The following is a 25,758-nucleotide window of genomic DNA, read 5'->3' as shown; positions in this document are numbered from 1 at the left end:
ACTAAGGCGGATCATTGTTTCAAGGCAAATAGATATGCAATGCTATAAAAATGCAGAAAAAGTCAAACAAATAGAATTATTAGACCGTGCATTTCATTATGGTGATGGATGTTTTACTACGGCAAGAGTTTGTAATGGTGTGATTGAATTAGAGTCATTGCATATAGCTCGTTTGCATTTGGGCTGTGAGCGTTTGCTGTTGTCAGCAGACTTATCTTATATTCAACAAACCATCGAACTTTTCAAACAAGACCATGTAAATTTAAATGGCACTATGAAAATTGTGGTCAGTCGGGGTGAAGGGCAACGAGGTTATAGTTTGCCAACACAGCCTGCGGATGTTTGGGTCTTTTTTTATCCGCAAGCATTAGAAGCGTTGACATACAGTGAAATTGATTCAGGAGTGCTGCAACTTGCGATGGGCTTGAATATGCCACAGTTGGTTGGTGTGAAGAGTTTGAATCGTTTAGAGCAAGTTTTACTCAAGCGTGAGGCAGAGCAGCAAGGCTGGTTGGAAGCATTGGTGACCGATGTACAAGGTTCTGTTGTTGAAGGTGTGAGCAGTAATTGTTTCATTCTGATAAATGATCGGTGGATTAGTCCTGAACTTCGTTATAATGGCGTGCATGGCGTTATGCGCGCAGAAATATTGGCGCGTATGCAACAGCAAGGTATTGCCTGTGAGCTGAGAATGGTGGATATGGAAGAAATTCCACACTTTCAAAGTGTATTTTTTTGCAATGCCTTGAGCCCTATGAAAATAGCCAAAAGTTTGAACCATCAGCATTTAGATGCTCAACCATGTATAGATTTGTTTTATCGTCTTCAACTTAATCAGATGCACTAGTATGTCCGCAGCCAAAACCAAATCGAAAAAGAAAATACAACCGCCCAAACGTAAAATCAAAGCTTTGTTATTGATTGCTGTAAGCATCCTTGTTTTAGTAATGGTTGTACTGTGGTCAAGTTTATTTAAGTCCTATCCGATTGAAGGCAAAAAGCAATTACTGGCCATTAATTCAGGCGATACCTATTCTGGTTTTATCGACCGTTTGGCCAAAGATGATATTGCAAATTTTCCGATTATTTTAAAGCTCTATCAAAAGATTTTTATTCATGACACGCTGAAAGCGGGCGTTTATGAAGTACATGAAGGTATGAGTATTCGCCAAGTTTTGGATATGATTTCCAATGTCGATAATGCGCAAATGAACCGTATATTGGTAATAGAAGGCACGACTTTTAAACAACTGGTCGAAGCGTTAAAAAAAGATGCTCTCGTCAAAAAAGAAGTGTCTAATTTGCCCATGGATCAGCTTTTAAAAGCTTTAGACATTCCTTATGACCATGCAGAAGGACTGTTTGCGCCAGATACTTACTTTTTTGCTAAAGGTGAGTCGGACAAAAAAATCTTAACGGATTTATACAAACGCCAAATGAAAACTTTAGATGAAGCGTGGGCAAACCGTGCGGCAAATTTGCCGTATAAAGACAAATACGAAGCCTTGATCATGGCCTCTATCATTGAAAAAGAAACCAATGTTGACCGTGAACTGGAGCAAGTGTCAGGTGTGTTTGCGCGTCGCCTTCAACTTGGTATGCGTTTGCAAACGGACCCAACCGTGATTTATGGTATGGGGGATAAGTATACAGGCAATATTAGCCGCCAAGACTTACGTACGCCAACCGCTTATAATACTTATACCATCAATGGCTTACCGCCAACGCCAATTGCTTTACCAAGTAAAAAAGCCATTGAAGCCACCATGCATCCAGACAACAGCAAAAACATCTACTTTGTTGCAACGGGCAATGGTGGTCACACATTTAGTGAGACTTTGGAGCAGCATAATCAAGCTGTACAAGAATATCTCAGCGTTTTAAAAACCAAGAAAGGTGAATAGATGTTTATTAGTTTTGAGGGCACAGAAGGTGTCGGTAAAACCACACTGATTCGCAAAATTTATGAGCATCTAGAGCAACAAGGCCAACAGGTTGTTTTAACCCGTGAACCAGGCGGTACACCGATGGCTGAGCAAATCCGTGCCTTGTTACTCTCTGTTAATCATGAAGAGTCGATGTCAAATGACACGGAACTATTGTTAATGTATGCAGCACGTGCACAGCATTTACAGCAAGTGATTGTTCCTGCATTGACTGAACAAAAAACAGTACTATGCGACCGCTTTACCGATGCGAGCTTTGCTTACCAATGTGCAGGACGCGGTTTAAGCCAGTCGAAGTTGCAACTCTTGAATGATCACTTTGTGAGTCATATGCCAAATATTACATTTTGGCTCGATGCACCGATTGAAACAGGTATGTCGCGCGCACGTGAACGTGGGGCTTTAGACCGCTTTGAACAAGAAAAAGTCACTTTTTTTGAAAAAGTACGGGCAGGTTATCAGCAGCTCTGGGAGCAGTATCCTGAGCGGGTCAAACGCTTGGATGCGACCCAGTCACCAGAGCAGGTTTTTGCACAAGCGTTGCAATATTTAAACTAAAAACTATCCTGAAATTTCCATTTCGGGATTGTAGTGAAATGAATTTTTCTTTTATAGTCAGTCACAAAGGATTGTAAATAGCAGGGAAAATGAAAAGTAACTTAACCGAAATTGTGGCTTTTTTAGAAAAGGAATTTCCACAAAGTTTAGAAAAATGTTGTATTGAGTCAGTCACTGAGCGTGCTGCAACTGTGCTCTATCAAGTTGATGACCGCGACTTGCGACCAGGCGGTACGGTTTCAGGCCCAACTATGATGACCCTTGCTGACTATGCGTTGTATATTGCTATTTTAGGAGAGATTGGGATAGTCGGTTTAGCTGTGACCACTAATTTTTCGATTAATTTTCTCAGTAAACCTGTTGCTTCAGCAAATATACGTGGTGAGTGTAAACTGATGAAAGTAGGCAAAGCGCTGGTGGTTGGTGATGTGTGGTTATATTCTGTCGGGAAGGATGAGCCGATTGCACATGTGGTGGGCACATATTCTATTCCGCCAAAATCCTAAGATAATAATTTTAAAATAAAAGCCTGATAGTCAGGCTTTTATTAGGGGTTAAATTTAACTGTTCACTAAAGGTGTTTCAACTTCGAAGTTGGGCGGAGTAAGTACCGTTTTACGCAGTTCATTTGATAGCTCAGGGTAATCTAAAGTGTAGTGTAAACCACGAGATTCTTTGCGTTCCATAGCACAGCGCACGATCATTTCAGAGACTAAAACCAAATTCCGCAGCTCAATTAAGTTCTTACTAACTTGATAATCTTGGTAATACTCGGTAATTTCCCGCTTCAACATTTCAATACGGTGGAGTGCGCGTTCAAGACGTTTTGTGGTGCGGACAATGCCGACATAGTTCCACATGGTCTGACGCAGTTCATCCCAGTTTTGCAAAATCACCACATCTTCATCAGGATTTGTCACTTGGGAATCGTCCCAAGCTGGAGCCGTTGGAGATTGGTAATTTGAATCAAAACTTTTCTCGATGTGTTCCGCAGCACTCATACCATACACAAAACATTCTAAGAGTGAGTTGCTCGCCATACGGTTAGCACCATGCAAACCTGTATATGATGTTTCACCAATCGCATATAAACCTTGAATGTCAGTTTGACTATGTTCATCAACCACGACACCGCCACAGGTATAGTGCGCAGCAGGAACTACAGGAATCATTTCCTGGGTAATGTCGATGCCAAGTTCGAGCAAACGTGCATACAAGGTCGGAAAGTGTTCTTTAATGAAACTTTCGGGTTTATGACTAATGTCGAGCCAGACATGACGAATACCTAAGCGTTTGATTTCATAGTCAATGGCACGTGCCACAATGTCGCGGGGTGCAAGTTCAGCGCGCTCATCAAAGCGCAACATAAAGCGTTCACCATCGGGTAGACGCAGATAAGCACCTTCACCGCGCATCGCTTCAGTAATCAGAAAAGAGCGTGCTTGTGGATGATAAAGGCAGGTTGGGTGGAATTGGTTAAATTCCATATTGGCCACGCGGCAGCCTGCTCGAAAAGCCATGGCAATACCGTCACCCGTTGCAATGTCAGGGTTTGAAGTATACAAGTAAGCTTTCATTGCCCCGCCACAGGCTAAAGCAGTGAAAGGTGCTAAAAATGTATGGACTTTTTCAGTCTTTTCATCCAGTACATAAAGACCGAGAGCCCGATTATTCTGTTCTTCTAAGCCTAATTTTTGAGAGGTGATTAAATCAATCGCAATATAATTTTCAAAAATAGTGATGTTGTCTTTTTCAATTGCACGTTCAACTAAGGTTGTTGAAATGGCACGGCCTGTAGCATCGGCAGCATGAATAATACGGCGCTGTGAATGCCCACCCTCACGGGTCAGGTGCAATTGTTCTTGATCATCAAGGGTAAATTGCACGCCATGTTTCAGCAGAAAATCAACAGAAGGTTTGCCACCTTCAACTGTTTGTTTAACGGCATCAACCTCACAAAGATGAGCACCAGCAATCATGGTGTCATCAATGTGCTGTTCGATAGAATCCGTTTCGTCTAAAACAGCAGCAACGCCACCTTGCGCATAGAAGGTACTTGCATCGGTCAGGTTTGATTTTGCAAGAACAGCAATATTGAAATGTTGAGGCAACGATAAGGCTAAGCTCAGGCCTGCACCGCCACTTCCCACAATAATCACATCAAAATGATGCGTTGTGCTTAAATTAGACATGTCCGTCAGCTAATTTGGAAAAAGTTTGCTAATCACAGCGCTTTTTTCACAAAAAGGCAAGGGCAATATCTATTCAAATTATGGAAAATATAAATAAAGAACTTGTTTTTTAAGCAAAGTTTAAGCATCTGTTTATACAAACATAATAGAACATATTATTACCCAAGATAGACAAACTTTATGCTAAAAACGCTAATACATAAATTGATAACAAACACATAGGTCAATGCTTGATATGAAAAGTCGCGCTATACACACTGGTTTTTTTGCTGTTGCATGCACAATGGCTGCCGTACAAACACAGGCAGCACCTGTTGATTTCTCAAATTTAGTTGAGCAAGTCAGCCCTGCGGTAGTCAGTGTCAATGTTGTAAAGAAAATGACTCAAGAAGAGTTAATGCAACAGCAGATACCTGAAATTTTAAAGCGTTTCTTTGGCAATCAAGTCATTATTCCACAGCAGCAAGCACCGCAAGAAAAAACGGCTTATGGCAGCGCATTTTTTATTAGTAAAGATGGTTACTTGCTGACAAACCACCACGTTGTAGAAGATGCATCGAAAGTCACCATTATGTTTAATGACCGCCGTGAACTGGATGCGACCGTGGTGGGTAGCGATGAACGAACCGATGTGGCCTTACTTAAGGTGAATGGTACGAATTTTCCATCATTGCGTGCTGGTAATGTTGACCAACTGCGTGTAGGCGAACCTGTGCTTGCGATTGGCTCTCCTTTTGGTTTTGATTACTCTGCCTCAGCAGGTATTGTCAGTGCCAAGATGCGTAATATGATGGGGGAAACGTCTGTACCCTTTATTCAAACTGATGTAGCTTTAAACCCTGGGAACTCAGGTGGACCATTGTTTAATCAACAGGGTGAAGTGGTTGGGGTGAACTCACGTATTTTCAGTGGTACGGGCGGGTATATGGGACTGTCTTTTTCGATTCCTATAGACGTTGCCATGGACATTGCTGACCAACTGAAAAAAACAGGTAAAGTCACACGTTCTTATTTAGGTTTCAATTTACAGGATTTAGACCGCAATTTGGCTGAATCTTATAATTTACCGAAACCAGAAGGTTCACTGATTACTAATGTACAGCCAAATTCACCTGCAGAAAAAGCAGGGTTAAAAGCAGGCGATATTATTTTAAAATTTAATGGAACACCGATTTCAAGAACATCTGAATTATTGAATTATTTAAACCGTACTATGCCAAATCAAACGGTACAGTTAGAGATTTTACGTGACGATAAAAAGCGCAATATTTCAGCGACACTGACCACTGCACCAGATGATACACCAGCAAAGTCAGATGCAACTGCACAAGCAAAAGGACCTGTTCTAGGTGTGGCGATTCGTAATTTATCGCCAGTTGAATCATCTCAATTAAAGCTAAAAGGTGGTGTTCTCATTCAAGAAGTGAAGCGTGGTGGAGCAGCTGCACAGGCAGGTATGACCGCTGGAGATGTTGTCACTCGTATTAATAACAAGTTGATTACTGATACTAATGATTTTGTTCAGGCTGTATCTGATTTGAAAAAAGGTCAGGTTGCTCGGGTTGGAATCATTCGACAAGGTACACCAGCCATCTTGGGTATGCGTATCCAATAAATAAGTGTAAAAACCACTCGTAAGAGTGGTTTTTTATTTTTTGCAATTTGATGCTGTCTTTGATTGGCGTACACTGCGACATTCTTCGAGGAAATGGGGATTAGATAGAGTTCTTATGAGTAGTATTTTTGATTTAAACCTTCAGGTACAAGCAGAACATATCGACCAGTTGGGCCATGTGAATAATGTGGTTTATATGCATTGGATGCAGGATGTTGCAACAGCACATATTGATGCTTTGGGTTTGGGCTTAAAAGAATATATTGAATTAAAACATGCCATGGTTGCGGTTGAGCATCATGTGCAGTACCGAAAAGCTGCATTTGAAGCGGATGAAATCATCTTACGGACATGGTTTGACGATATAAACGCTTTATATTCATCACGCCAGTATGTGTTTTATAGACCTAAAGACAATAGTATTTTATTTGTTGCACAAACCAAGTGGGCATGTGTTGAAATTGAAACGGGACGCCCGAAACGAATGTCACCCAGTTTTACCCAAGCTTACCAACCGCTTGCAAAAGATGTGAATGCCCTAGATTTTTCAATGGATTATTCAAAAAGCTCAGTGCGAAGCGAAAAACGTAAAAAAGCGTCTGAGTTGTGAGAAGGAAGCGTATTATTATGGATACTTTGAAAAAACCATCTGCTATAATCCTTCGCAATTTCTATTCGGCTTTTGTTATGCATCGAAATTTGTCTGCATAACGCTTCATTTTGTTCAAGGTAGCCCATGGCGCAAGCTAAAAAATCTGTTGATATTAAAAATATCCGTAACTTCTCGATTATTGCGCATATCGACCACGGTAAGTCGACGCTTGCTGATCGTTTTATTCAGACCTGTGGTGGTTTGCAAGATCGTGAAATGCAAGCACAAGTACTAGACTCCATGGAGCTTGAGCGTGAGCGCGGTATTACTATTAAGGCTGCGTCGGTTACTTTGTATTATACCCATCCAAATGGGCAAGAGTATCAATTGAACTTTATTGATACCCCAGGGCACGTCGATTTTTCATATGAAGTGTCACGCTCACTAGCTGCCTGTGAAGGTGCATTGTTGGTTGTAGATGCAGCGCAAGGCGTGGAAGCACAGTCGGTTGCGAACTGTTATACCGCTATTGAACAAGGCCTTGAGGTTCTTCCTGTACTCAACAAAATTGATTTGCCACAGGCTGAGCCTGAACGTGTGATTCAAGAAATTGAAGACATTATTGGTATTGAAGCGACGGAAGCGCCAACCTGTTCGGCGAAAACAGGGCTTGGGATTGATAGCGTTTTAGAAACATTAGTCAATGTCATTCCTGCACCAGTAGGTGATCGTGATGCGCCATTACAAGCTTTAATTATCGACTCTTGGTTTGATAACTATTTGGGCGTGGTTTCTTTGGTACGTGTGAAAGAAGGTCGTGTGCGTAAGGGCGACAAGATGTTGATGAAATCAACAGGTCAAACGCACATTATTACTTCTGTGGGTATTTTCAATCCTAAGCATACTGAAACAGACATTCTTGAAGCGGGTGAAGTTGGTTTCGTTATTGCAGGGATTAAAGACATTTTTGGTGCGCCAGTGGGTGATACGATTACCCTTGCAAGTACACCAGAAGTTAAAACTTTGCCAGGCTTTAAAAAAGTGAAGCCACAGGTGTATGCAGGTTTGTTCCCGATTGATTCAAGTGAATTTGAACCATTTCGTGAAGCTTTGCATAAACTCCAGATCAATGATTCTGCGTTATTCTTTGAACCTGAAAGCTCAGATGCTTTAGGTTTTGGCTTCCGTTGTGGCTTCTTAGGCATGCTACACATGGAAATCGTACAAGAGCGTTTAGAGCGTGAGTATGATTTAGACCTCATTTCATCTGCACCGACAGTGATTTACGAAGCGGTGATGAAGAATGGTGAAACGATTTATATCGACAGCCCATCAAAAATGCCAGATGGTTCAACAGTCGAAGATCTACGCGAGCCGATTGCCGAGTGCCATATCCTTGTACCGCAAGAGTATTTGGGTAATGTCATGACTCTGTGTGTAGAGCGCCGTGGTGTGCAAAAAGACATGAAATTTATGGCGAACCAAGTTTCGATTACCTTTGAAATTCCAATGGCGGAAGTGGTGATGGACTTCTTTGATAAGTTGAAGTCGTGTTCACGTGGTTTTGCATCCTTAGATTATAACTTTGTCCGTTTTGAAAGTTCATCATTGGTCAAAGTTGATGTTCTAATTAACGGTGAAAAAGTTGATGCCTTAGCCATGATTTGTCACCGTCAAGATGCGCGTCACCGTGGTATCGCACTGGTTGAAAAAATGAAAGATTTGATTCCACGTCAAATGTTTGATGTCGCGATTCAAGCTGCAATTGGTGCACAAATTATTGCTCGTTCCACTGTAAAAGCGATGCGTAAAAACGTCTTGGCTAAATGTTATGGTGGCGATGTTTCTCGTAAGAAGAAACTTCTCTCGAAGCAAAAAGAAGGTAAGAAACGTATGAAGCAAGTGGGAAGTGTAGAAATTCCACAAGAAGCGTTCTTGGCTGTGTTGAAAGTAGAAAGATAATAAGGTAGGACGATAAGCCCATGGATTTTGATTTTAATTTAATACTTGTTCCTGTCACGCTCATATTCTTTTTGGTGTGGTTGCTTGATAAGTTCGTATTCAAGCAGCGAGCGACAAAAGGCAAGGGGAATGAAAATTTTGTCATTACTTGGGCTTATGATTTTTGGCCAGTCCTCGCAATCGTTCTATGCTTACGTTCATTCTTTTATGAACCTTTTAACATTCCTTCAGATTCAATGGTGCCGACATTAGAGACAGGTGATTTCATTTTGGTCAACAAATTTGACTATGGTGTACGCCTTCCAATTGTGAATAAAAAAGTGATTGATGTTGGGGAGCCTGAGCGTGGGGATGTAATTGTATTCCGTTATCCACCTCAACCAACAATCAGCTATATTAAACGTGTAGTGGGTATTCCAGGGGACCATATTGTTTTTGATCATGGGCAATTAAGTATTAATGGTCAAAAAGTGGCTAAAGTTCCTGTCCAGTTTAGTCGTGAAAAAGACAGTTTGGACACACCAACCTCTATTTATCACAAAGAAACGATTGGCAAGCATACCTTTACCATGCGTGAGTTAGAAGGGGTGAATGTTGCACGGCAAGCACCATATATTAACTTTGTAGAAAATGGTAAATACTCTGCTGAAAATGGTTTATATTGGGAAGTGAAAGTAAAAGAAGGTGAGTACTTTGCGATGGGGGATAATCGTGATCAAAGTGCTGACAGCCGCTTTTGGGGGATGGTTCCTGAACAGAACCTGACAGGTCGTGCATTCTACATTTGGATGCATAAGGAACCTGGCTTTAAGCTACCGTCATTTAACCGTAACGGTAGCATTGACTAGTATATCGTTTCGGAAAAATAAAAAATGCGTAAGAATCAACAAGGGGCATCTTATATCGCCATTTTATTTGCAATCATGGGGTTTGCATTTATGGCGAAAGTGGCGATTGCGGTATGGGCTCCATATTTTGATGATCGGATGATCAATAGCCAAATTGAGGAACTATTTCAAAATAGTCCGAAAAATATGCAGCCAGCCGAGTTTGAAAGTAAGCTTTCTCAGCGTTTGGAAATGAATAACATTCGAGATGTAAAAATTAAAGAGATTATGCAGGTCACCAATACCGAAGGGTTGCAGGTGAAAAAGGAGTATGAAGTAAGAAAGCCCTTCTTGCTGAATATAGATTTGGTATTAAAGTTCGAGAAAAGTTTTGATCAAAGCTCAGTCCAAGCTAAGTGAAGCCCGCTTAGCGAGCCGTATCGGTTATCAGTTTAAACAACCTGAATTACTTCAGCTTGCACTGACCCACCGATCGGTGAGCCACAAATACAACTATGAGCGCCTAGAGTTTCTAGGCGATTCTTTGTTAGGGATGATTATTGCAAATTATCTTTATAAAGCTTACCCAACTGAAAATGAAGGACGCTTAACGCGTATGCGTGCGACTTTGGTACGTCAGGAAGCTTTAGGTAAAATTGCAAATGATTTAAAACTCAGTCAGTCGCTCATTTTAAGCACTGGTGAGTTAAAGTCAGGTGGACATCATCGTGAGTCCATTCTTGCGGATACGGTTGAGTCGATTATTGGTGCAATCTATGTGGATTGCAGTGATTTAACGGTATTAGAGCCGATTGTGCTAAAATGGTATGAGCCGTATTTAGACCATATCGAGCCGACCGATCAACTTAAAGATCCAAAATCACGTTTACAAGAATATCTACAGGCACGAAAAAAAGCTCTCCCAGTTTATGATGTGGTCGATATTCAAGGTGATGCACCGAATCAACATTTCAAAGTGGAATGTAAAGTCGATGGATTGCCTGTTGTAAAAGGTGAAGGTACAAGTCGTCGCTTTGCTGAACAAGCTGCAGCGGCAGATATTTTAAAACTATTGGAGCAGTAATCTGCCATGTCAAATTCTTCCGATCACATTGATGCTGATCACGAGTCGCAAAGCGACAGTAATGATTTAATTAGCCAGTTTTTTAGTGCGCAAGGTACCGAAATTCCTTCAGATTTTCGTAGTGGCTTTGTCGCAATTGTTGGTCGTCCAAACGTAGGGAAATCTACGTTGATGAACCATTTGTTGGGTCAGAAATTATCAATTACTTCCCGTAAACCACAAACTACACGTCATAAGATTGTGGGTATTGATTCGCGCTCAAAATCTCAAGCAGTGTTTGTGGATACGCCAGGGATGCATAAGAAAGAAGTTCGCGCCATCAATAAAATGATGAACCGTGCTGCATCTTCTGCATTGCGTGATGTTAACTTGGTATTGTTTGTTTTGGATGCAGACAAGTGGACTCAAAACGATGAACTAGTTTTGGAAAAACTTAAAACCGCAGATATGCCTGTCATTTTAGTGATCAATAAAATTGATACACTTGAAAATAAAAATCATGCATTACCTTTGATTCAAGAGCGCGCAAAACTGATGAATTTTGCGGAGATTGTTCCTGTTTCTGCTCTTCGTGGTGCAAACTTAGATCATTTGCGCGATACGATTGAAAAATATTTACCCTTCCAACCACCATTATATTCATTGGATCAATTAACCGATCGTTCTGAGCGTTTCTTAGCATCGGAAATTATCCGTGAAAAGATTATGCGTCAGTTGGGTGAAGAACTACCTTATGATTTAACTGTACAAATTGAGTCATTTAAGACGGAAGAGGCGACAGTGAATGAAAAAACAGGTCGTCCAAAACCAGCATGTACTTATATTGATGCAACGATTTTTGTCGATCGTCCAGGTCAAAAAGCCATTGTGATTGGTGAAAAAGGCAGTAAGCTGAAGAAAATTGGGATGGATGCTCGTGTTGACATGGAAAAAATGTTTGAGCAGAAGATCATGCTGACACTTTGGGTGAAAGTTAAAGGCGGCTGGTCTGATGATGAGCGTGCATTAAAAAGCTTAGGTTATAGTGATATCTAAGTTAAAGTAAAACGAATTTTATAGGAATGGTGTTATGGTCAAAGTGTTTGCGGTAATCGCTTGTATGTTATTTTTGCAAGGGTGTATCCACAAAATCGTCACCGTTCCTGTAAAGATCGCTTATAAAACCACTAAAGGCGTGGTAAAAGGAACCGCAGCAGTGGTTGGGGCTGTTATCCCAGATGGGGATGATGAAGACAGTGAAAAGAAAGATAAAGATAAAAAAGATTAGTTAATTTCTCATGCGCAATGAAGTACTGCATGGTTACTTAATTCACCATAGGAAATACCGTGAACGTAGTCATATTGTGCATTTATTTACCCAAGAGCATGGGCGGGTTGATGGTATTTTAAGACAAACCCCGCCACCGCAATACCAACCGATCTGTCTGCAGGCTTCGGGTAAATCTGAGCTCAAAAATTTTACAAAACTTGAAATTGTGAATCAGCCGATTTTTTTCTTTGGAGATGCTTTTTTTTCAGGTTTTTATCTCAATGAAATTCTACTCAGGCTCTGTCCACTTGAAGTTCAAATGGAGCAAAGCTTTGCTCAATATGCACATACGCTAACACAGTTACAGCAATTGACGCAGCAAGCCAATCCAAATCAATTTTTAAAACAAATTCTAAGACAGTTTGAGCACGAACTGCTGGAAGATTTGGGCTATGCTTTAGATTTTTCGACCGATGCCAATCAACTCGAAATACAAGCCTCGCTTAACTATATTTTTCAGTTGAATGAAGGCTTTATTCCTACTGCGCAAGCCTCGCGAGCGACCTTAAATGGACAGCAAATTTTAAGCATGTGCCAATATGAAAAGGGTAGGGATTTTGGTTTGGAACAGTTACAATTACTGACCAAGTTGTATCGACAAATGATTAGCTCGTTGTTAGGCGATCGTCCCTTAAAAAGTCGTCAGTTGTGGATTCAGAACACTCAAACTCAATCGTAATTAGGAAATGAATATGGCTGCATTACTTGGTGTAAATATTGACCACGTGGCAACTTTACGACAAGCGCGTGGAACGTCTTATCCAGATCCAGTCAATGCAGCACTGATCTGTGAGCAAGCAGGGGCGGAAGGGATAACTTTGCATTTACGTGAAGACCGTCGTCATATTCAAGATGACGACGTACGTCGTATGCGCCCAGCGCTAAAGACACGTATGAATTTGGAACTGGCAGTGACAGATGAAATGATTGCATTTGCCAAAGAAATTAAACCGCATCACGTATGTTTCGTTCCTGAAAAACGCCAAGAAGTCACGACCGAAGGGGGCTTGGATGTGGTGGGCCATTTTGATGATGTCAAAGCTGCGACTCAAGCGCTGTCTGAGATTGGTTGTGATGTGTCTTTGTTTATTGATGCTGACTTTGCGCAAATTGATGCAGCGGTTGCTTGTGGTGCGCCAACCATTGAGATTCATACGGGTGCTTATGCTGATGCTGAAACACCTGAAGCTCAGCAACATGAGCTTGAACGTATTGTCAAAGGTGCCGAATATGCAGCATCTAAAGGCTTAGTTGTGAATGCTGGGCATGGACTCAACCTTGAAAACGTGACTCCAATTGCGCAAATTCCACAGATCCACGAATTAAACATCGGACATTCCCTAATTGCGGATGCCATTTTTGTCGGTTTGGAACAAGCGGTGCGTGAAATGAAAGCGGTCATTAAAGCTGCACGTTAATTTTAAAGTTTTAAGATTTAAATATGTCGAATATCAATTATGATGAACTCATGAAGCCCGTCATTGGTTTCTTGGGTTGTGAAACACCAAAAGCTTGGTTGGATGAAGCTATCAATAATCTTGATGTGCTGATGCAAGATCATGCGAATTGTGAAAAAAAAGCAGCAGGCACAGCGATGAACCTGATGTTTCGGTATAGCTTCTTTACCGATTTACAAGTCAAGCTTGCACAATTGGTTCGTGAAGAAATGCTACATTACGAGCAAGTGCTTGAATTTATGAAAAAGCGTGGGCTAGAGTGGAGCAATCTGAGTGCAGGTCGCTATGCGGGTGGTTTACGTAAAGAAGTACGAACGTATGAGCCTGAAGCTTTAATTGATATTTTAATCATTGGTGCTTTTGTCGAGGCGCGTTCGTGTGAACGTTTCTATGCGTTGGCACCCATGGTGGATGAAGAATTAGGCCGTTACTATCGTTATTTATTAAAGTCAGAATCCCGTCATTTTGAAGACTATTTGGCTTTGGCTTTAGAAGTTGCACAAACGGGTAAATTGAAAAACCCGAAAGAGGATATTCAAGCGCGTATTGACCATATCCGTAACGTTGAAAAAGAGCTGATTAGTACCTCTGATGATCTGTTTCGTTTCCATAGTGGTGTACCAGTCAAAGTGGCTTAGTCTTTTACTGGTTTTTGAAGTGTATCTCTCGTTTTACGTCATGCTGAACGATGCAAATAAAAGCCCAATCTAGTGAGATTGGGCTTTTATTTTTTATGAGTTAAGGCTTTTTTTCTCAGCTCGATTGATTAGCCATGTTATGAGTAAACCTGGAACCAGAAAGCCTAAAAGTACTAGAAAACCGTGAACGAGAGAGGCCGCAGGCTCTTGTAGGGTTGCTGCGTGTTTCATTGGCGATAGCCATGGAGAAAGTTGAAAAAAGCTGATAACCAACAAGACAGTTGGCCATAAGATGGAAATATGTTCTCTGCCAAAGTTTCTCCATGCATAAAAAATGAGTGCAAGGCTAAACAGACCCTCAAAAATCCATGAACCAGTACCCCATTTTCCCCATAAGCCATAACCCATGTGCTCAGCAGAATATGGATACAGTGCTAAATCCATATTGTGCATAGGCCAATCGGCAAGCCAATGCGAGAAACAAGCGAACCCTGCGATGAGCGCAACACGTTTGTCTTTCCTAAAAAATAAAGCCCAAACGATAGAGAGGATCACAGCCATAACTAGGGAATGATCCCAGTCAATAAACGTTAAATCAAAGAATAAGTAGGGGCCTGCTTGCAGATTTGGTGTGACATGATTTAGACCGAACATGATGAGTAAACCATCAATGATATCGAGAAAACCAACACCGAGCATGATGGGAAGGGTTGGAACTTTTGGGAATTTTGATTTAATGGCTAAACCAATGGCTAAATGTCCGACATACATAATGATTCACCTATCTAGATTGGAGTAGGGTTAAGCTGTTTCTTAAAACGGCATTAATAAAAGAATCATCAACTTTTTTATTTTCAATAAAAATTTGAAAGTAAAAACTTCCTAGCGTCATGCTGATGATGTCATGAATATTTTGTTGTTGCTGGTTTTCAGGGAGTAATCTCTGAAAACTTTGGGCAATGAGTTGGTAACGTGCATGCCATAAATCTTGACGCTTACGAATACTGATTTCATCCTTAATGTTTAATGATGCTTGCAAGAATGAGTGACCAAGTGGGGACTGTAAAAACATTGCAAGTTGCTGCAACATGATTTTAAAGGCATCTATTGGTGCTAATTCTTGCGGTATCTCAATGGAATCTTGGATTTTCTTTGCAATAGCATCCACAATTAAATCATCAAGGGATGACCATCTTCGGTACAGTGTTGTGCGACTAATCCCTGTCAATTTTGATAGTTGCTGTAGGGAAATATTTGCATAGCCTTGACTGAGCAACAGCTCGAATAAAGCCTCATAAATGACCTGTGAATTTGAACGGTCTTGTTCACTGACTAAGGCCTGTTGGCTTTTCTTTCGGTATTTCTTTAAAGGCAAGTCGCTCATGCTTAGCTATCTTAATTTTTATATGTAACACATGTTACATTATGTTTTGGGATTTAGAAAGCTTGTTTTTTGATCTGTTACAAATTTAGATCAAAATTGGAAAAAATACAGAGATTGCTTTTGCAAGGAGCTGACAGCAGAGTTGAATTTATAATCAGGCAAGTATGGTGATGCTGATATTTGGGCAAAAAAAAGCCCACGTCATATTGCGTGGGCTTTCTTGAATTTGGCTCTCCAACCTGGGCTCGAACCAGGGACCTGCGGATTAACAGTCCGTCGCTCTACCGACTGAGCTATTGGAGAATCTGCATGCGATTATAAGGACATTTTATAGTGGGTCAAGTCTAAAATGTCATGTTGCTGTCATTTTTGTTTCGGATGCTTCTAATTTGAACAAAAAAAATATTTTCAAAAAAAAAGTACCGAATTACTTGCAATGTTGAAATGGCGTTGATAGTCTGAATTCAACAACAGAGCGTTTAATTAAAACTTAAACAGTGTGGATTTATCACCAACTTGCCAGCACTAAAATGGCTAAACAGGAGAAAGCGAATGAATACGCTGACAATTTCCGATCTTTTCAATCATCTTTCTGATTATCAAAACCAGTATCTTTCGATCATTTCAGACCCTGAACAGTATTATACGGCTGTAGAATCTGCGTATATTGATGTTTGGCCCGTAGGTCGCACTGATTTGTATTTAGGTGACTTACTACAGCTTTGGTTTAGTGAACGCTGGTTAATTAGCAGTCCATGTCAGTTATTGTCTGTGCAGACCGAGCGTAGTGTTAAAAAGTCCTTTCAACGTGAACATGATTTATATCTATACCAACTCTCAGGTAGTGCATTGTCTGGAAGTAATCGCTCTAAAGTGTGGTCTGTCTCTGAAGGGAAAAGCTTAGACGTAAGTTTGGATAGTACATTTAAGTATTATTGTATTTTTAAAGGTGCACAACGTCCTGAAGCTGAGAAACCATATACGAACAGTTCTTTTAAAACAGCGATCTAGCAGACAGTGATTGATTTGATTGAGCAAAAAGGCACTGAATTATCAGTGCCTTTGGTTGTTATGGGCGAATAATCATACAAGTTGCAGTGGCATGTGCATATAGTTTGCCATCTTCATCGACAATTTGACCTTCTGAAATGCCTAGGTTTTTACTGATGTTAATGACGTTGCCAATAGCAAGTAACTCTTTATCTTTTGGAATTGGACGACACATTTTAATATTCAGATCAATCGTGCCATAACCTACGCCAGCTTCAAGCATGCTATGTACAGCACAACCTGTAACGGAGTCGAGCACTGTTGCAGCAAATCCACCATGCACGCCACCTAGTGGATTTAAATGACGATGATCCGCTTTTGCTTTAAAGCTAATTTTCCCTTCTGACACTTCATAAGGCTGCATGGGAATGGTTTCACTAATGCTCGCGGGTGGTATATTTCCAGTACACATAGCTTGTAGAAGTTGTAGTCCAGTCATTTCTTTAGGGTTCATTATAGCTTCCTTTGTATTATTAAGTTCCTTTTTGGAACTTAATAGGAAATTAATCAAAATTTAATCATTAGGTCAATATTAGATTGTGAGCTGATCAGTAAAAAACTTATAGAAATCCCTTATATTGAGATTGCTAAGAGAGATGGTTGAGCTTCAGGGGCGTTATATTCCTGAATTTGCAGATGATGGTCTATCGAGCTTTATGAATCAGTGAATTAAAGAAGCTAATTGTTTCAAAAATAATGCATAAGTTTTAGGCATCGGAATACTTTTGATTTATATATGGAATAAACAATATTTTGATGTCGATTGATATCGTATTTTAATAATCAAGGAAATAATAATGAATGTATCTTGCTTATGCGGTAAAACCAAATTCCAAGCTGAGCTTAAAAATCATGATGTACATGCTTGTCATTGTTCGATGTGTCGTCAACAGTCGAGTGGTGTACTCATGAGCATTGATGTCGAACCAAGTAGTTTAACATTCCAAGACCAATCATATTTAAAGCTGTTTCAGTCGTCTGAATGGGGAGAGCGTGGTTTTTGTAGCGAATGTGGCACGTCACTTTTTTGGCGTACTCAAGATGGGAGCTATTGTAATATCAATGTATTTGCTATGGACGAGCAGCCGAAAGACTTAAAGCTTAGTACGGAGATTTATATTGATAACAAACCTGACTTTTACCAATTTAAGTATTCTACAGAACAGCTCACGGAAGCAGATGTTATTGCCTTATTTTCCCCAAATGAAAAAGAAAGATAGTTGTCGGTTGTATAGAGCTTGAAATTTACATCAATATTCCTGATAAATTGAATGAGAAAATCACTATAGATTTAATAAATTATATTAGATATATCTAAAGTAAGCTGTTGAATAAGGATGCTCAAACATGCTGCTTAAAATTTGTGTAGCGATGTTGGCCTTTGCTGCGAATTCTGTACTGTGTCGTTTAGCTTTGGCTGATCAGCAGATTGATCCTATGAGTTTTAGCCTGATTCGGGTGTGTAGTGGTGCCGCAGTATTATGGGTACTTTATAGGTTTTCTACACATAAGGCGAAAATAGAATGGAACATAAAAAACGGATTCTTGCTCGCTTTATACATCGTTGCTTTTTCACTTGCTTATTTGCATATTGATGCAGGTGTGGGAGCGCTGCTCCTCTTTGGTACGGTTCAGCTCAGTATGGTCGCTTATGGATTGTATCATGGTGAAAAGATCAATCTGCGTTGTGGTCTTGGTTTAGCGATTGCACTTTTAGGTATGCTCATTTTGTTGTTGCCTGGGGCTTCAGCACCTCATTTGGGCTATGCCACGATGATGGTACTTTCAGGTATGGGATGGGCGATGTATAGTATTGCAGGTAAAAATATGCATAACCCACTAGCAAGTAGCTTGGCAAATTTTGTACTGGCGATTCCTTTTGTATTGCTGGTTTATTTAGCATTTTTCACGCAAACTTTTATCAAGCCACAAGGTGTAATTTTAGCAGTGCTGTCTGGCGGTCTAGCATCGAGTGGAGCTTATGTGCTGTGGTATGCCATAGTGAAGCAGATTGACCGTGTGACAGCCAGTAGTGTGCAATTGTCTGTGCCGTGTTTAGCGATTCTGGGTGGGGCATTGTTTATAGGTGAAGCACTGAGCTTTAGAATTATCATTTCTGCAGTGATTGTTTTAGTCGGGATTGCTTTGGTGATTTCGGCATCGTCTCACCGCACCAATTCAAATAAATCGGATTTAATCGGTTCTGAACGTCCATAAGTAAATTTCAATTCATCCATAACTAATTTTGACTTTAGCTTTTGAGATAGAGGCTAGGTTTTGTCGTTGTTCTTATTTTAATTTTATATCATGTAAAAATGGAATGAACTAAATTGATTTTTAGTAAATAGGCTAGATATATTTTCATTTTGTTCGGCGTCATTAAATAAAACAAAAATATTCGGCATGAAACTTGTATATCAAGATACAGTTTCAGTAAAAATGAAATGTTGCTTAATTGTGCTACAAAAATACAAAAGTAAAAGGTATATCGTAGATATAAGTACCTTTCTCTTTAAGTTTAGAGAAACGTCTTGGTTTAATAATGAAAAAATTTTGGGATTTATTTATTCCTTTATTATTAGGGAATGTGACAATTGCGGTCAGTGGCTTGGTCGATACGCTGTATTTATCGCATTTTAGTGCAAAACATGTGGCAGTCTTAGCAATTGCAATATCTTTATATAGTATGGTCTTTATCTTTGGTTTTGGGCTTTTACAAGGCATGATGCAGACTTTAGCCGAAGCAAAGGGGAGTGGCGAGTTACATCAGATAGATTTGATCGTTAAACAAGGGATATGGAGTGTATTGCTTTGGGGCCTGTTTGGTATATGTGTACTCAGTCATGCTGATTTTATTGTCGATTTACTTGGTGCAGATGCAACATTAAAAGATATGATCTTAGTTTGTTTAAAGATCAGCATGTTTATTATACCCGTTCAATTATTACTGCGTGTTTTTTTTATTGTGACACAGACTTGTGGTCAAGCTAAGCTGGTTTTTTATGGCAATATTTTATTTCTAATTGCAAAGTTGATTTTGTCAGGTGTATTTATCTTTGGTATCCCACTTTGGGGCTTAAAAGCATACGGTGTTTATGGTGCATTTATTTCTTCATTTTTAGCATATTGTATTATATTTATAACTTTCTATATTTTTCTTATGGATAAAAACTATCGGCTTCAATGGAAAGCCCCATTTTTCAACTTTAACATTTTAATAAAAATTTTACGTATAGGGATCCCTGCAAGTATAGTTATTTTCATTGATATTTTTGCATTTACTTCAATTTCATTGCTTGCTGTTCCATTAGGGGATATTGCATTATCGGCAAACCAAATTGTGATGGTGGCGGGTTATTGGTTGTTTAATGTTATTAATGCGCTGATTGTAACATTTAGCATATTACTGTCGATAAAAATTGGAGAAGGTCGCCAAGAACAAGCTTGGCAATTAAGCCAAAAAGCTGTTTATATCGTGTTGACGGTGGCGTCAATTTTGTCTTTCAGCTTGTTTTTATTTCAAAAGCAATTTGTTGTTTTATTTACTTCAGATCAATCCGTTGCATTTATGGTTTCATCACTGATTGTATTGGTCTGTCTATTTCACATCGCAGATGCAATGCTTGCGATCGCTGTAAATTTACTACGTTGTTGGCAGGTCACTTTGCTTCCAATGTTCATTTATAGTTTTATGTTGCTTGTCGTTGGGCTGGGTGGTGGTTGGTATTTTGCCTTTCACCCGATGAGTTTTTTTGAGATAAATATCCCTTCGATGGGTATCCATTCATTTTGGGTTTTTGCTACCTTTGCTTATGCAAGTTCAGCAATTTTATGTCTGATTTGTTTGTACTATCGCAAATATCTAAACTAAGTAAATTCACTTAAGATTTGTATAAAAAACCCGCGAAGTTCGCGGGTTTCTCTAATCTAACTTTAAAGGGTTAAATTATTTTTCAGCAGCAATTGAAGCAATCGCAGCATCTACGCCTTCGAGTGAATCAGCAGCTTTCTTGATACGAGCAAGCGCATCAACAAGCACTTCGTCAGCAGTTGCGTAAGAAATACGCATGAAGCCACCTAAGCCAAATGCATCACCAGGAACTACGGCTACACCAGTTTCTTCCAATAACCACTCAGAGAATTCTGTGCAAGATTTTAAACCTTTCGCACGAATCAATGGACGGATGTTTGCATATGCATAGAATGCACCATCAGCAGGTAAGCAAGAAATACCGTTGATGTCGTTCAAACCGCTAACTACTAAGTCATGACGGCGTTTGAATGCTTCAATCATTGGCTCAAGAACGTCTTGAGGCCCATTCAACGCAGCTTCAGCAGCAACTTGTGAAATTGAAGTTGGGTTTGAAGTTGATTGAGACTGGATTTTTTTCATTGCGCCAATCAGCTTAGCAGGACCTGCTGCATAGCCAATACGCCAGCCAGTCATTGCATACGCTTTAGACACACCGTTTAACACGATTGTACGGTCATAAAGGTCTGGTGCAACTGTTGCGATGTTGTAGAACTCATCATCCCAACGGATTGGTTCGTACATATCGTCAGATGCGATATATACTTCAGGATATTTACGAAGCACGTCAGCCAAAGCTTCTAATTCAGCTTTAGTGTAGATCATGCCTGTTGGGTTTGATGGACTGTTTAAAACCACTAAGCGTGTTTTGTCTGTGATCGCTGCTTCAAGTTGAGCAGGGGTGATCTTGAAACGTTGTTCTTCGCCACATTTCACAATAACAGGAACGCCTTCAGCGATGATTACCATGTCTGGGTAGCTTACCCAAAATGGTGCAGGGATGATCACTTCATCACCTTTGTTTAACAAAGCAAGTGCTAAGTTAAAGAATGACTGCTTGCCACCGCAAGAAACCAAAATCTGGTTTGCTGCATAATCAAGGTTATTGTCGCGCTTGAATTTTGCAATGATTGCTTTTTTAAGGCCTGGCGTACCATCTACAGCGGTATATTTTGTGAAACCGTTGTTAATCGCTGCAATTGCTGCATCTTTGATGTGTTGTGGGGTGTCAAAGTCAGGTTCACCTGCGCCCAAGCCAATAACATTCTTGCCAGCTGCTTTTAATTCAGCAGCTTTGTTGGTCACAGCAAGAGTTGGGGACGGTTTGATGGCATTTACACGATCAGAGAGACGTACGTCCACGGCATATTCCTTCTTATGGGGATTAAAAAATAAAAAGCACACTATCTTAGCTCAAAAAACTCTAGCAAGGCGTTTAAAAACGCAGAATTTTTGAAAAAAACATAATTTTTTTTAAATTTTGGGTTTCGAAATACAAAAATTGACAGAATGTGGAAGTTTCTCGCATCTCAAAGAAAAAAACTTTAAAATAAACCTAATTTGATGAGAGTGATGGTCATGAGTAAGCAACAGCCTACTTCAAAAAAACCTTTGGTGAATCTCCCTTTCCCAATGCCGAACGTAGAAGGCAGTTCTGATGATGTTGCACATAATCAGGTGCGCCCAAAACCTGAGCAATATGCAGATCGAACGTGGATGCCACCTCGTGGTACACGCCGTTCAATGGGTAAACGCTAAGGTTTAAAAAACGTGTAATAAAAAAGCCAATGCTGTAGCGTTGGCTTTTTTTATTCACTTAACGAAATATATCAAATGAAATCATGAGGCTAGTAAGACATAAACGTTAATGCATTCCAATACGGATCATCGGTACAGAAATCATCATCAGATACTTACTAACCACATATAAACATAGAATTTATTTGTAGCCAATTTTAAATGCAGCCAAGAATTGATTTGGCTGTTTTGCGTCGAATACAATGTGGTCAAGGGCGCTAGTTTGAGGAGCTTTGATGAAGGCATTATTTTTTAGGCTTGGAAATTGCGTATCCTGCATCTTACCTTCTTGAATTAATGCTTGCGCAGCTTGTACATAAATATCAGGACGATAGGCCTTTTGGGCTGTTTCTAGGTACCATTGATCTGTTTGACTAGTGCTGATTTGTCCCCAACGACGCATTTGTGTTAGCCACCATACTGCATCTGAATAATAGGGAATGCCATATTGTCCCTTGAAGAATGTATGAAATGATTTTTCTGGTCGAACATCGCCTTGTTCATACTCAAATACGCCAGTCATACTATTGATAATAATATCTTCATCGACACGTAGATAATTATCTTGTGCAATAATTTTTGCTGCTTCTTTACGGTTTGCACCGTTATTTTCATCTAGCCAATTTGATGCACGTATTAAAGCTTTAACCAGTTTAAGTGTAGTCGTTGGATTTTGTTCAGTAAATTTTTTAGTTAGACCAAAGACTTTGTCTGAACCATTTTCCCAAATGGCATCTGAGGTGATGACAGGTACACCAAAACCTTTTTTTACGGCTTTCTGATTCCATGGCTCACCAACGCTATAGCCTGATGTCACACCTTCAACCATTGTTGATACCATCTCTGGAGGTGGAATAACGGTTAAATCTACATCTGAACCTGTATTTCCTGTGGTGTCATTATGTGCAGAATCATAAGTGCCCGGATGAATTCCGCCAGCAGCTAACCAATAGCGAATCATATAGTTATGTGTCCCCATTGGATAAGTCATGCCTAATTTAAATATTTTCTGCTGTTGCTTATATTCCGCAATCACAGGTTTTAAATTACTCGCACTAATGGGGTGCTTCGGTCGATTATTTTCCATAACTACGGTTTTTTTCATCTCATTCCAAACATTATTTGAAACCGTAATGGCGGCACCATTGTAGGAAAGGGTGAATGGTGTAACGATTGGTGTTTTTTCTGAGGATGTATCTATTATTGATGCTATAGGCATTGCTGCAAGCATATGAGCAGCATCGAGCTCACCACTCTGCACATGTTTGTAAAGTTCAGTCCAACTAGGTTGTGCTTCAAGTTTGACTTCGAGCCCTTCATCTTTAAAAAATCCCTTTTCAACTGCAATTGCAAGGGGAGCCATATCGGTTAATTTTACAAAGCCAATGGTTAATCTGGTTTTTTCAACAGCTAAAGGTTGAGCAGCTGTCTCTTGATCAGGTTCTTTTTGGCACCCCCCAGTAAAAAACTGAGACCAAGCAAGCAGGGTATAAAAAAAGCCTTGTTTAATAATATCTTTTTCATTCATTTCCCAGATTTTATTGTGATTCGAGCGTCCTCGAATAGCAATATAGATGCCAAATGTAAATCCAAGGACAGAAATTCAAAATCTTATTTTTACTGTAGTAGGCTACTTATAGGTTTACGGTGAATATATGCATTTGATTTGGCGGGTAGGGGCTGTTAGTCGGGGGGAGTATTTCTGGTCTAACTGTATGTATCTCATCGTGTTTTGAGCGTATTTGGTGCAAGCGAAAGAAAACATGCCCATTTTTGTACATTTAGAATTGAATAGAATGGGGAGAGCATCAAGGTGGTGCATGGCAAGGGTATTAGGTCTTAAAGAGTATGCGTTAAGTGAGGAGATTAAAATTATTTTTATACATTTTCACGCGAGTGAATCAAAAATGTAGGAGTTTAATTTTAAACTCCTACATAAGGCTTAGGGAATGTATGAGAAACAAAGATTTTTTAAGAGTTGTGTGGATTAAAATTAACGTGCGCGACGTTCATTGTCTGCATAGTATTGATTCTTCTGTTGGTACATCAGCTGATCTGCGCGTTTCAACATATCCTCAATCCGTTCATTCTCTCTGACGGTAGCAGATCCGATAGACAGACTAATCGGTTGGCTAGAATAGAATTGATTATCGACATGAATAAGTTCATGCAAACTATGTAGGCAGTTATGTAGAGCAGCTTCATCAGCACCTGACATTAGAATCACCAATTCATCCCCACCAATACGGGATGCAGAATAAAGCGTGTTTTGTATAAGCTGATTTAAAATACTTCCTACACGACGTAATAAACCATCGCCTACATCATGTCCAAAGTTATCATTCGCTTCTTTTAGACCATTCATATCGAGAAAAATACATGATACAGGTCGGATAGGACTACGTTCTAAACGATTTACTTCCTCGGTGTAGAAAGAGCGATTGTAGAGTTTAGTTAAAACATCATGTCTGCCTAGGTATTCTAAATAGTTCTCCGCCTTTTTGCGTGCAGTTATATCGGTCAAAGCAACTTGTACCATACTCCAGTCATCTCGATAATCTGGGAATACGGTAAATTGCAGTAAAACATGGCGGATACTGCCATCAAGAGCATAATTTACGGCTTCGCGCTGATGGTGAATATTGCCATTCCATAATTCAATTAACTGCTCTCTAAAGGTTTGCACCATTTCTTTAGCAAAAATTTTATGGGTATTTTTCAGCAAAGTATTCTTATCCGCAGCACCAAACAAATCTAAGGTTGCTTGGTTGACATCAATAATAATAATGTCTTGAATACACTGCATAATAAAATCATGATGCACATCTAAAAAGGTTTTAAAGTCATCTATACCTAAATGACGGACTTGGTCTAACCGCGCTTTGATACGGCTAAAATCTTCAACCCAGAGTGAGGTTGGTGAGAAATGAAAACGTGATTCGGCTAACTGTCGGTTTTTTTCTTCTAATCGACAGGCTGTTTTATATGAGGTGATGTCTTCTGTGGTGATGAGTAAACGAGATAGATCATGTTCATAGCCAGGTATAACAGTACCACGTAACTGAATATCTAATCGGGTACCTTTAATTGTGTAATTCACTGTTGTGCTGATGAATTCATTATGACCATTCCATAGACTCGATAGCTCTTGAATATGCGTTTTGGCCATGTCTTGTTTGAAAACAAGATCTAGATTTTGTTGCAGATGCTCCAGATTATCTGCTTCAAATAGTTCCAGTGTTTTGGGATTTACTTTTAAAATTTTAATTTTACGTGCACAAAGGAAAACACGAGCTTCGTCCTCTTGTAAAAACTCTTGTAGATTCTCAACACCTTGCTGTCGCCAGATTTCAAATTGCTGCTTTACTTCACTAAAATCTTCTAACCACATTGCTATTGGGGACAAATCGAAAACTGAAGAATCCAGAATCTCCATTTTTTTGCTCTTAATTATTTTTAAGTGAACGTAGTATAGAGTCTATTTTTTCTTTTTGAAATCGTGAGGTAAATAAAAGATTTATAATTCATTTTGTGAT

General features: G+C 39.8%; 27 protein-coding genes and 1 tRNA gene. 20 read left to right on the top strand and 8 right to left on the bottom strand.

Translation table 11 applies throughout. The annotated features are described in order from the left end of the window. The first annotated feature begins 34 nt into the window (after nucleotides 1-34). From pabC to ACZ8ZH_RS11070, 4 genes are all read left to right on the top strand, one after another. A complete protein-coding gene (gene pabC, locus ACZ8ZH_RS11085; protein ID WP_119063643.1) occupies nucleotides 35-847 on the top strand; it encodes an aminodeoxychorismate lyase in 813 nt (270 codons plus the stop codon). Nucleotide 848: 1 nt separating this feature from the next. Further along, the gene (gene mltG / locus ACZ8ZH_RS11080; RefSeq protein ID WP_119063642.1) at nucleotides 849-1,904 is read left to right on the top strand and encodes an endolytic transglycosylase MltG; all 1,056 of its coding nucleotides are present in this window, start codon (nucleotides 849-851) and stop codon (nucleotides 1,902-1,904) included. Then, nucleotides 1,905-2,504 carry a dTMP kinase gene (gene tmk / locus ACZ8ZH_RS11075; RefSeq protein ID WP_086210842.1) on the top strand — a complete coding sequence of 200 codons (600 nt, stop codon included), beginning with the start codon at nucleotides 1,905-1,907 and terminating at the stop codon, nucleotides 2,502-2,504. A gap of 89 nt (nucleotides 2,505-2,593) precedes the next feature. Next, nucleotides 2,594-3,010, top strand: coding sequence for a PaaI family thioesterase (locus ACZ8ZH_RS11070; RefSeq protein WP_119063641.1), 417 nt, complete (start codon nucleotides 2,594-2,596; stop codon nucleotides 3,008-3,010). A gap of 54 nt (nucleotides 3,011-3,064) precedes the next feature. On the opposite strand, the gene nadB is transcribed toward ACZ8ZH_RS11070, so the two are convergent. Next, entirely contained in the window at nucleotides 3,065-4,696 is a 1,632-nt protein-coding gene (gene nadB / locus ACZ8ZH_RS11065; protein ID WP_119063640.1) for an L-aspartate oxidase, read from the bottom strand. A 235-nt stretch (nucleotides 4,697-4,931) separates the two neighbouring features. Here nadB and ACZ8ZH_RS11060 point away from each other — a divergent pair, with 235 nt between their 5' ends. The 11 genes from ACZ8ZH_RS11060 (at nucleotide 4,932) to ACZ8ZH_RS11010 (ending at nucleotide 14,180) form a co-directional block, all read left to right on the top strand. Further along, entirely contained in the window at nucleotides 4,932-6,311 is a 1,380-nt protein-coding gene (locus ACZ8ZH_RS11060; RefSeq protein WP_110975709.1) for a Do family serine endopeptidase, read from the top strand. Nucleotides 6,312-6,426: 115 nt separating this feature from the next. Continuing rightward, entirely contained in the window at nucleotides 6,427-6,921 is a 495-nt protein-coding gene (locus ACZ8ZH_RS11055) for an acyl-CoA thioesterase (RefSeq protein ID WP_110975702.1), read from the top strand. 126 nt (nucleotides 6,922-7,047) lie between these two features. After that, nucleotides 7,048-8,865, top strand: coding sequence for a translation elongation factor 4 (gene lepA / locus ACZ8ZH_RS11050; RefSeq protein ID WP_086210846.1), 1,818 nt, complete (start codon nucleotides 7,048-7,050; stop codon nucleotides 8,863-8,865). 20 nt (nucleotides 8,866-8,885) lie between these two features. After that, nucleotides 8,886-9,713 (top strand): signal peptidase I, encoded by an 828-nt coding sequence (lepB, locus tag ACZ8ZH_RS11045; RefSeq protein WP_086210847.1) that lies wholly within the window; start codon nucleotides 8,886-8,888, stop codon nucleotides 9,711-9,713. A 24-nt stretch (nucleotides 9,714-9,737) separates the two neighbouring features. Then, entirely contained in the window at nucleotides 9,738-10,112 is a 375-nt protein-coding gene (locus ACZ8ZH_RS11040) for a DUF4845 domain-containing protein (protein WP_119063639.1), read from the top strand. Then, entirely contained in the window at nucleotides 10,084-10,776 is a 693-nt protein-coding gene (gene rnc / locus ACZ8ZH_RS11035) for a ribonuclease III (RefSeq protein ID WP_086210849.1), read from the top strand. Before ACZ8ZH_RS11040 ends, rnc begins: the two co-directional genes overlap by 29 nt. A 6-nt stretch (nucleotides 10,777-10,782) precedes the next feature. Then, nucleotides 10,783-11,811 (top strand): GTPase Era, encoded by a 1,029-nt coding sequence (gene era, locus ACZ8ZH_RS11030; protein WP_086210850.1) that lies wholly within the window; start codon nucleotides 10,783-10,785, stop codon nucleotides 11,809-11,811. Between the two features lie 34 nt (nucleotides 11,812-11,845). Beyond that, complete coding sequence (locus tag ACZ8ZH_RS11025) at nucleotides 11,846-12,043, top strand: NF038104 family lipoprotein (RefSeq protein ID WP_110975701.1); 198 nt, start codon at nucleotides 11,846-11,848, stop codon at nucleotides 12,041-12,043. A 10-nt stretch (nucleotides 12,044-12,053) separates the two neighbouring features. Further along, the gene (recO, locus tag ACZ8ZH_RS11020) at nucleotides 12,054-12,764 is read left to right on the top strand and encodes a DNA repair protein RecO (RefSeq protein ID WP_086210852.1); all 711 of its coding nucleotides are present in this window, start codon (nucleotides 12,054-12,056) and stop codon (nucleotides 12,762-12,764) included. 13 nt (nucleotides 12,765-12,777) lie between these two features. Beyond that, complete coding sequence (gene pdxJ, locus ACZ8ZH_RS11015) at nucleotides 12,778-13,503, top strand: pyridoxine 5'-phosphate synthase (RefSeq protein ID WP_004980400.1); 726 nt, start codon at nucleotides 12,778-12,780, stop codon at nucleotides 13,501-13,503. Nucleotides 13,504-13,526: 23 nt separating this feature from the next. Next, entirely contained in the window at nucleotides 13,527-14,180 is a 654-nt protein-coding gene (locus ACZ8ZH_RS11010) for a MiaE family protein (protein WP_086210854.1), read from the top strand. A 93-nt stretch (nucleotides 14,181-14,273) separates the two neighbouring features. On the opposite strand, the gene ACZ8ZH_RS11005 is transcribed toward ACZ8ZH_RS11010, so the two are convergent. From ACZ8ZH_RS11005 to ACZ8ZH_RS10995, 3 genes are all read right to left on the bottom strand, one after another. Beyond that, nucleotides 14,274-14,951, bottom strand: coding sequence for a hypothetical protein (locus ACZ8ZH_RS11005; protein ID WP_119063638.1), 678 nt, complete (start codon nucleotides 14,949-14,951; stop codon nucleotides 14,274-14,276). 10 nt (nucleotides 14,952-14,961) lie between these two features. After that, a complete protein-coding gene (locus ACZ8ZH_RS11000; RefSeq protein WP_119063637.1) occupies nucleotides 14,962-15,564 on the bottom strand; it encodes a TetR/AcrR family transcriptional regulator in 603 nt (200 codons plus the stop codon). Nucleotides 15,565-15,791: 227 nt separating this feature from the next. Beyond that, nucleotides 15,792-15,867 (bottom strand) — tRNA-Asn (locus ACZ8ZH_RS10995). 249 nt (nucleotides 15,868-16,116) lie between these two features. Here ACZ8ZH_RS10995 and ACZ8ZH_RS10990 point away from each other — a divergent pair. Continuing rightward, a complete protein-coding gene (locus tag ACZ8ZH_RS10990; protein ID WP_119063636.1) occupies nucleotides 16,117-16,575 on the top strand; it encodes a hypothetical protein in 459 nt (152 codons plus the stop codon). A 58-nt stretch (nucleotides 16,576-16,633) separates the two neighbouring features. On the opposite strand, the gene ACZ8ZH_RS10985 is transcribed toward ACZ8ZH_RS10990, so the two are convergent. Continuing rightward, nucleotides 16,634-17,071, bottom strand: a complete 438-nt coding sequence (locus ACZ8ZH_RS10985; RefSeq protein WP_162900268.1) for a PaaI family thioesterase — start codon at nucleotides 17,069-17,071, stop codon at nucleotides 16,634-16,636. A gap of 340 nt (nucleotides 17,072-17,411) precedes the next feature. On the opposite strand from ACZ8ZH_RS10985, the gene ACZ8ZH_RS10980 reads away from it, so the two are divergent. From ACZ8ZH_RS10980 to ACZ8ZH_RS10970, 3 genes are all read left to right on the top strand, one after another. Next, on the top strand, nucleotides 17,412-17,834 hold the full coding sequence (locus ACZ8ZH_RS10980; RefSeq protein ID WP_086210859.1) for a GFA family protein: 423 nt from the start codon (nucleotides 17,412-17,414) through the stop codon (nucleotides 17,832-17,834). A gap of 127 nt (nucleotides 17,835-17,961) precedes the next feature. Continuing rightward, nucleotides 17,962-18,831 carry a DMT family transporter gene (locus tag ACZ8ZH_RS10975; protein ID WP_119063635.1) on the top strand — a complete coding sequence of 290 codons (870 nt, stop codon included), beginning with the start codon at nucleotides 17,962-17,964 and terminating at the stop codon, nucleotides 18,829-18,831. A gap of 325 nt (nucleotides 18,832-19,156) precedes the next feature. Then, the gene (locus ACZ8ZH_RS10970) at nucleotides 19,157-20,485 is read left to right on the top strand and encodes an MATE family efflux transporter (RefSeq protein ID WP_119063634.1); all 1,329 of its coding nucleotides are present in this window, start codon (nucleotides 19,157-19,159) and stop codon (nucleotides 20,483-20,485) included. Nucleotides 20,486-20,560: 75 nt separating this feature from the next. Here ACZ8ZH_RS10970 and ACZ8ZH_RS10965 read toward each other — a convergent pair whose 3' ends face one another. Further along, nucleotides 20,561-21,787 (bottom strand): pyridoxal phosphate-dependent aminotransferase, encoded by a 1,227-nt coding sequence (locus ACZ8ZH_RS10965; RefSeq protein WP_119063633.1) that lies wholly within the window; start codon nucleotides 21,785-21,787, stop codon nucleotides 20,561-20,563. Nucleotides 21,788-22,003: 216 nt separating this feature from the next. Between ACZ8ZH_RS10965 and ACZ8ZH_RS10960 the strand changes: the two genes are divergently transcribed. Next, the gene (locus ACZ8ZH_RS10960; protein WP_062032428.1) at nucleotides 22,004-22,183 is read left to right on the top strand and encodes a hypothetical protein; all 180 of its coding nucleotides are present in this window, start codon (nucleotides 22,004-22,006) and stop codon (nucleotides 22,181-22,183) included. Nucleotides 22,184-22,364: 181 nt separating this feature from the next. Here the strand turns inward: ACZ8ZH_RS10960 and ACZ8ZH_RS10955 are convergent, their stop codons facing one another. Both ACZ8ZH_RS10955 and ACZ8ZH_RS10950 read right to left on the bottom strand, forming a co-directional pair. After that, on the bottom strand, nucleotides 22,365-23,750 hold the full coding sequence (locus ACZ8ZH_RS10955) for a CmpA/NrtA family ABC transporter substrate-binding protein (protein ID WP_470247729.1): 1,386 nt from the start codon (nucleotides 23,748-23,750) through the stop codon (nucleotides 22,365-22,367). A 465-nt stretch (nucleotides 23,751-24,215) separates the two neighbouring features. Then, nucleotides 24,216-25,658, bottom strand: coding sequence for a sensor domain-containing diguanylate cyclase (locus ACZ8ZH_RS10950; RefSeq protein WP_086210863.1), 1,443 nt, complete (start codon nucleotides 25,656-25,658; stop codon nucleotides 24,216-24,218). Nucleotides 25,659-25,758 lie beyond the last annotated feature (100 nt).

The organism is Acinetobacter sp. SW-226, assembly GCF_055632855.1.
This window is presented reverse-complemented; position numbering and strand designations above follow the sequence as displayed.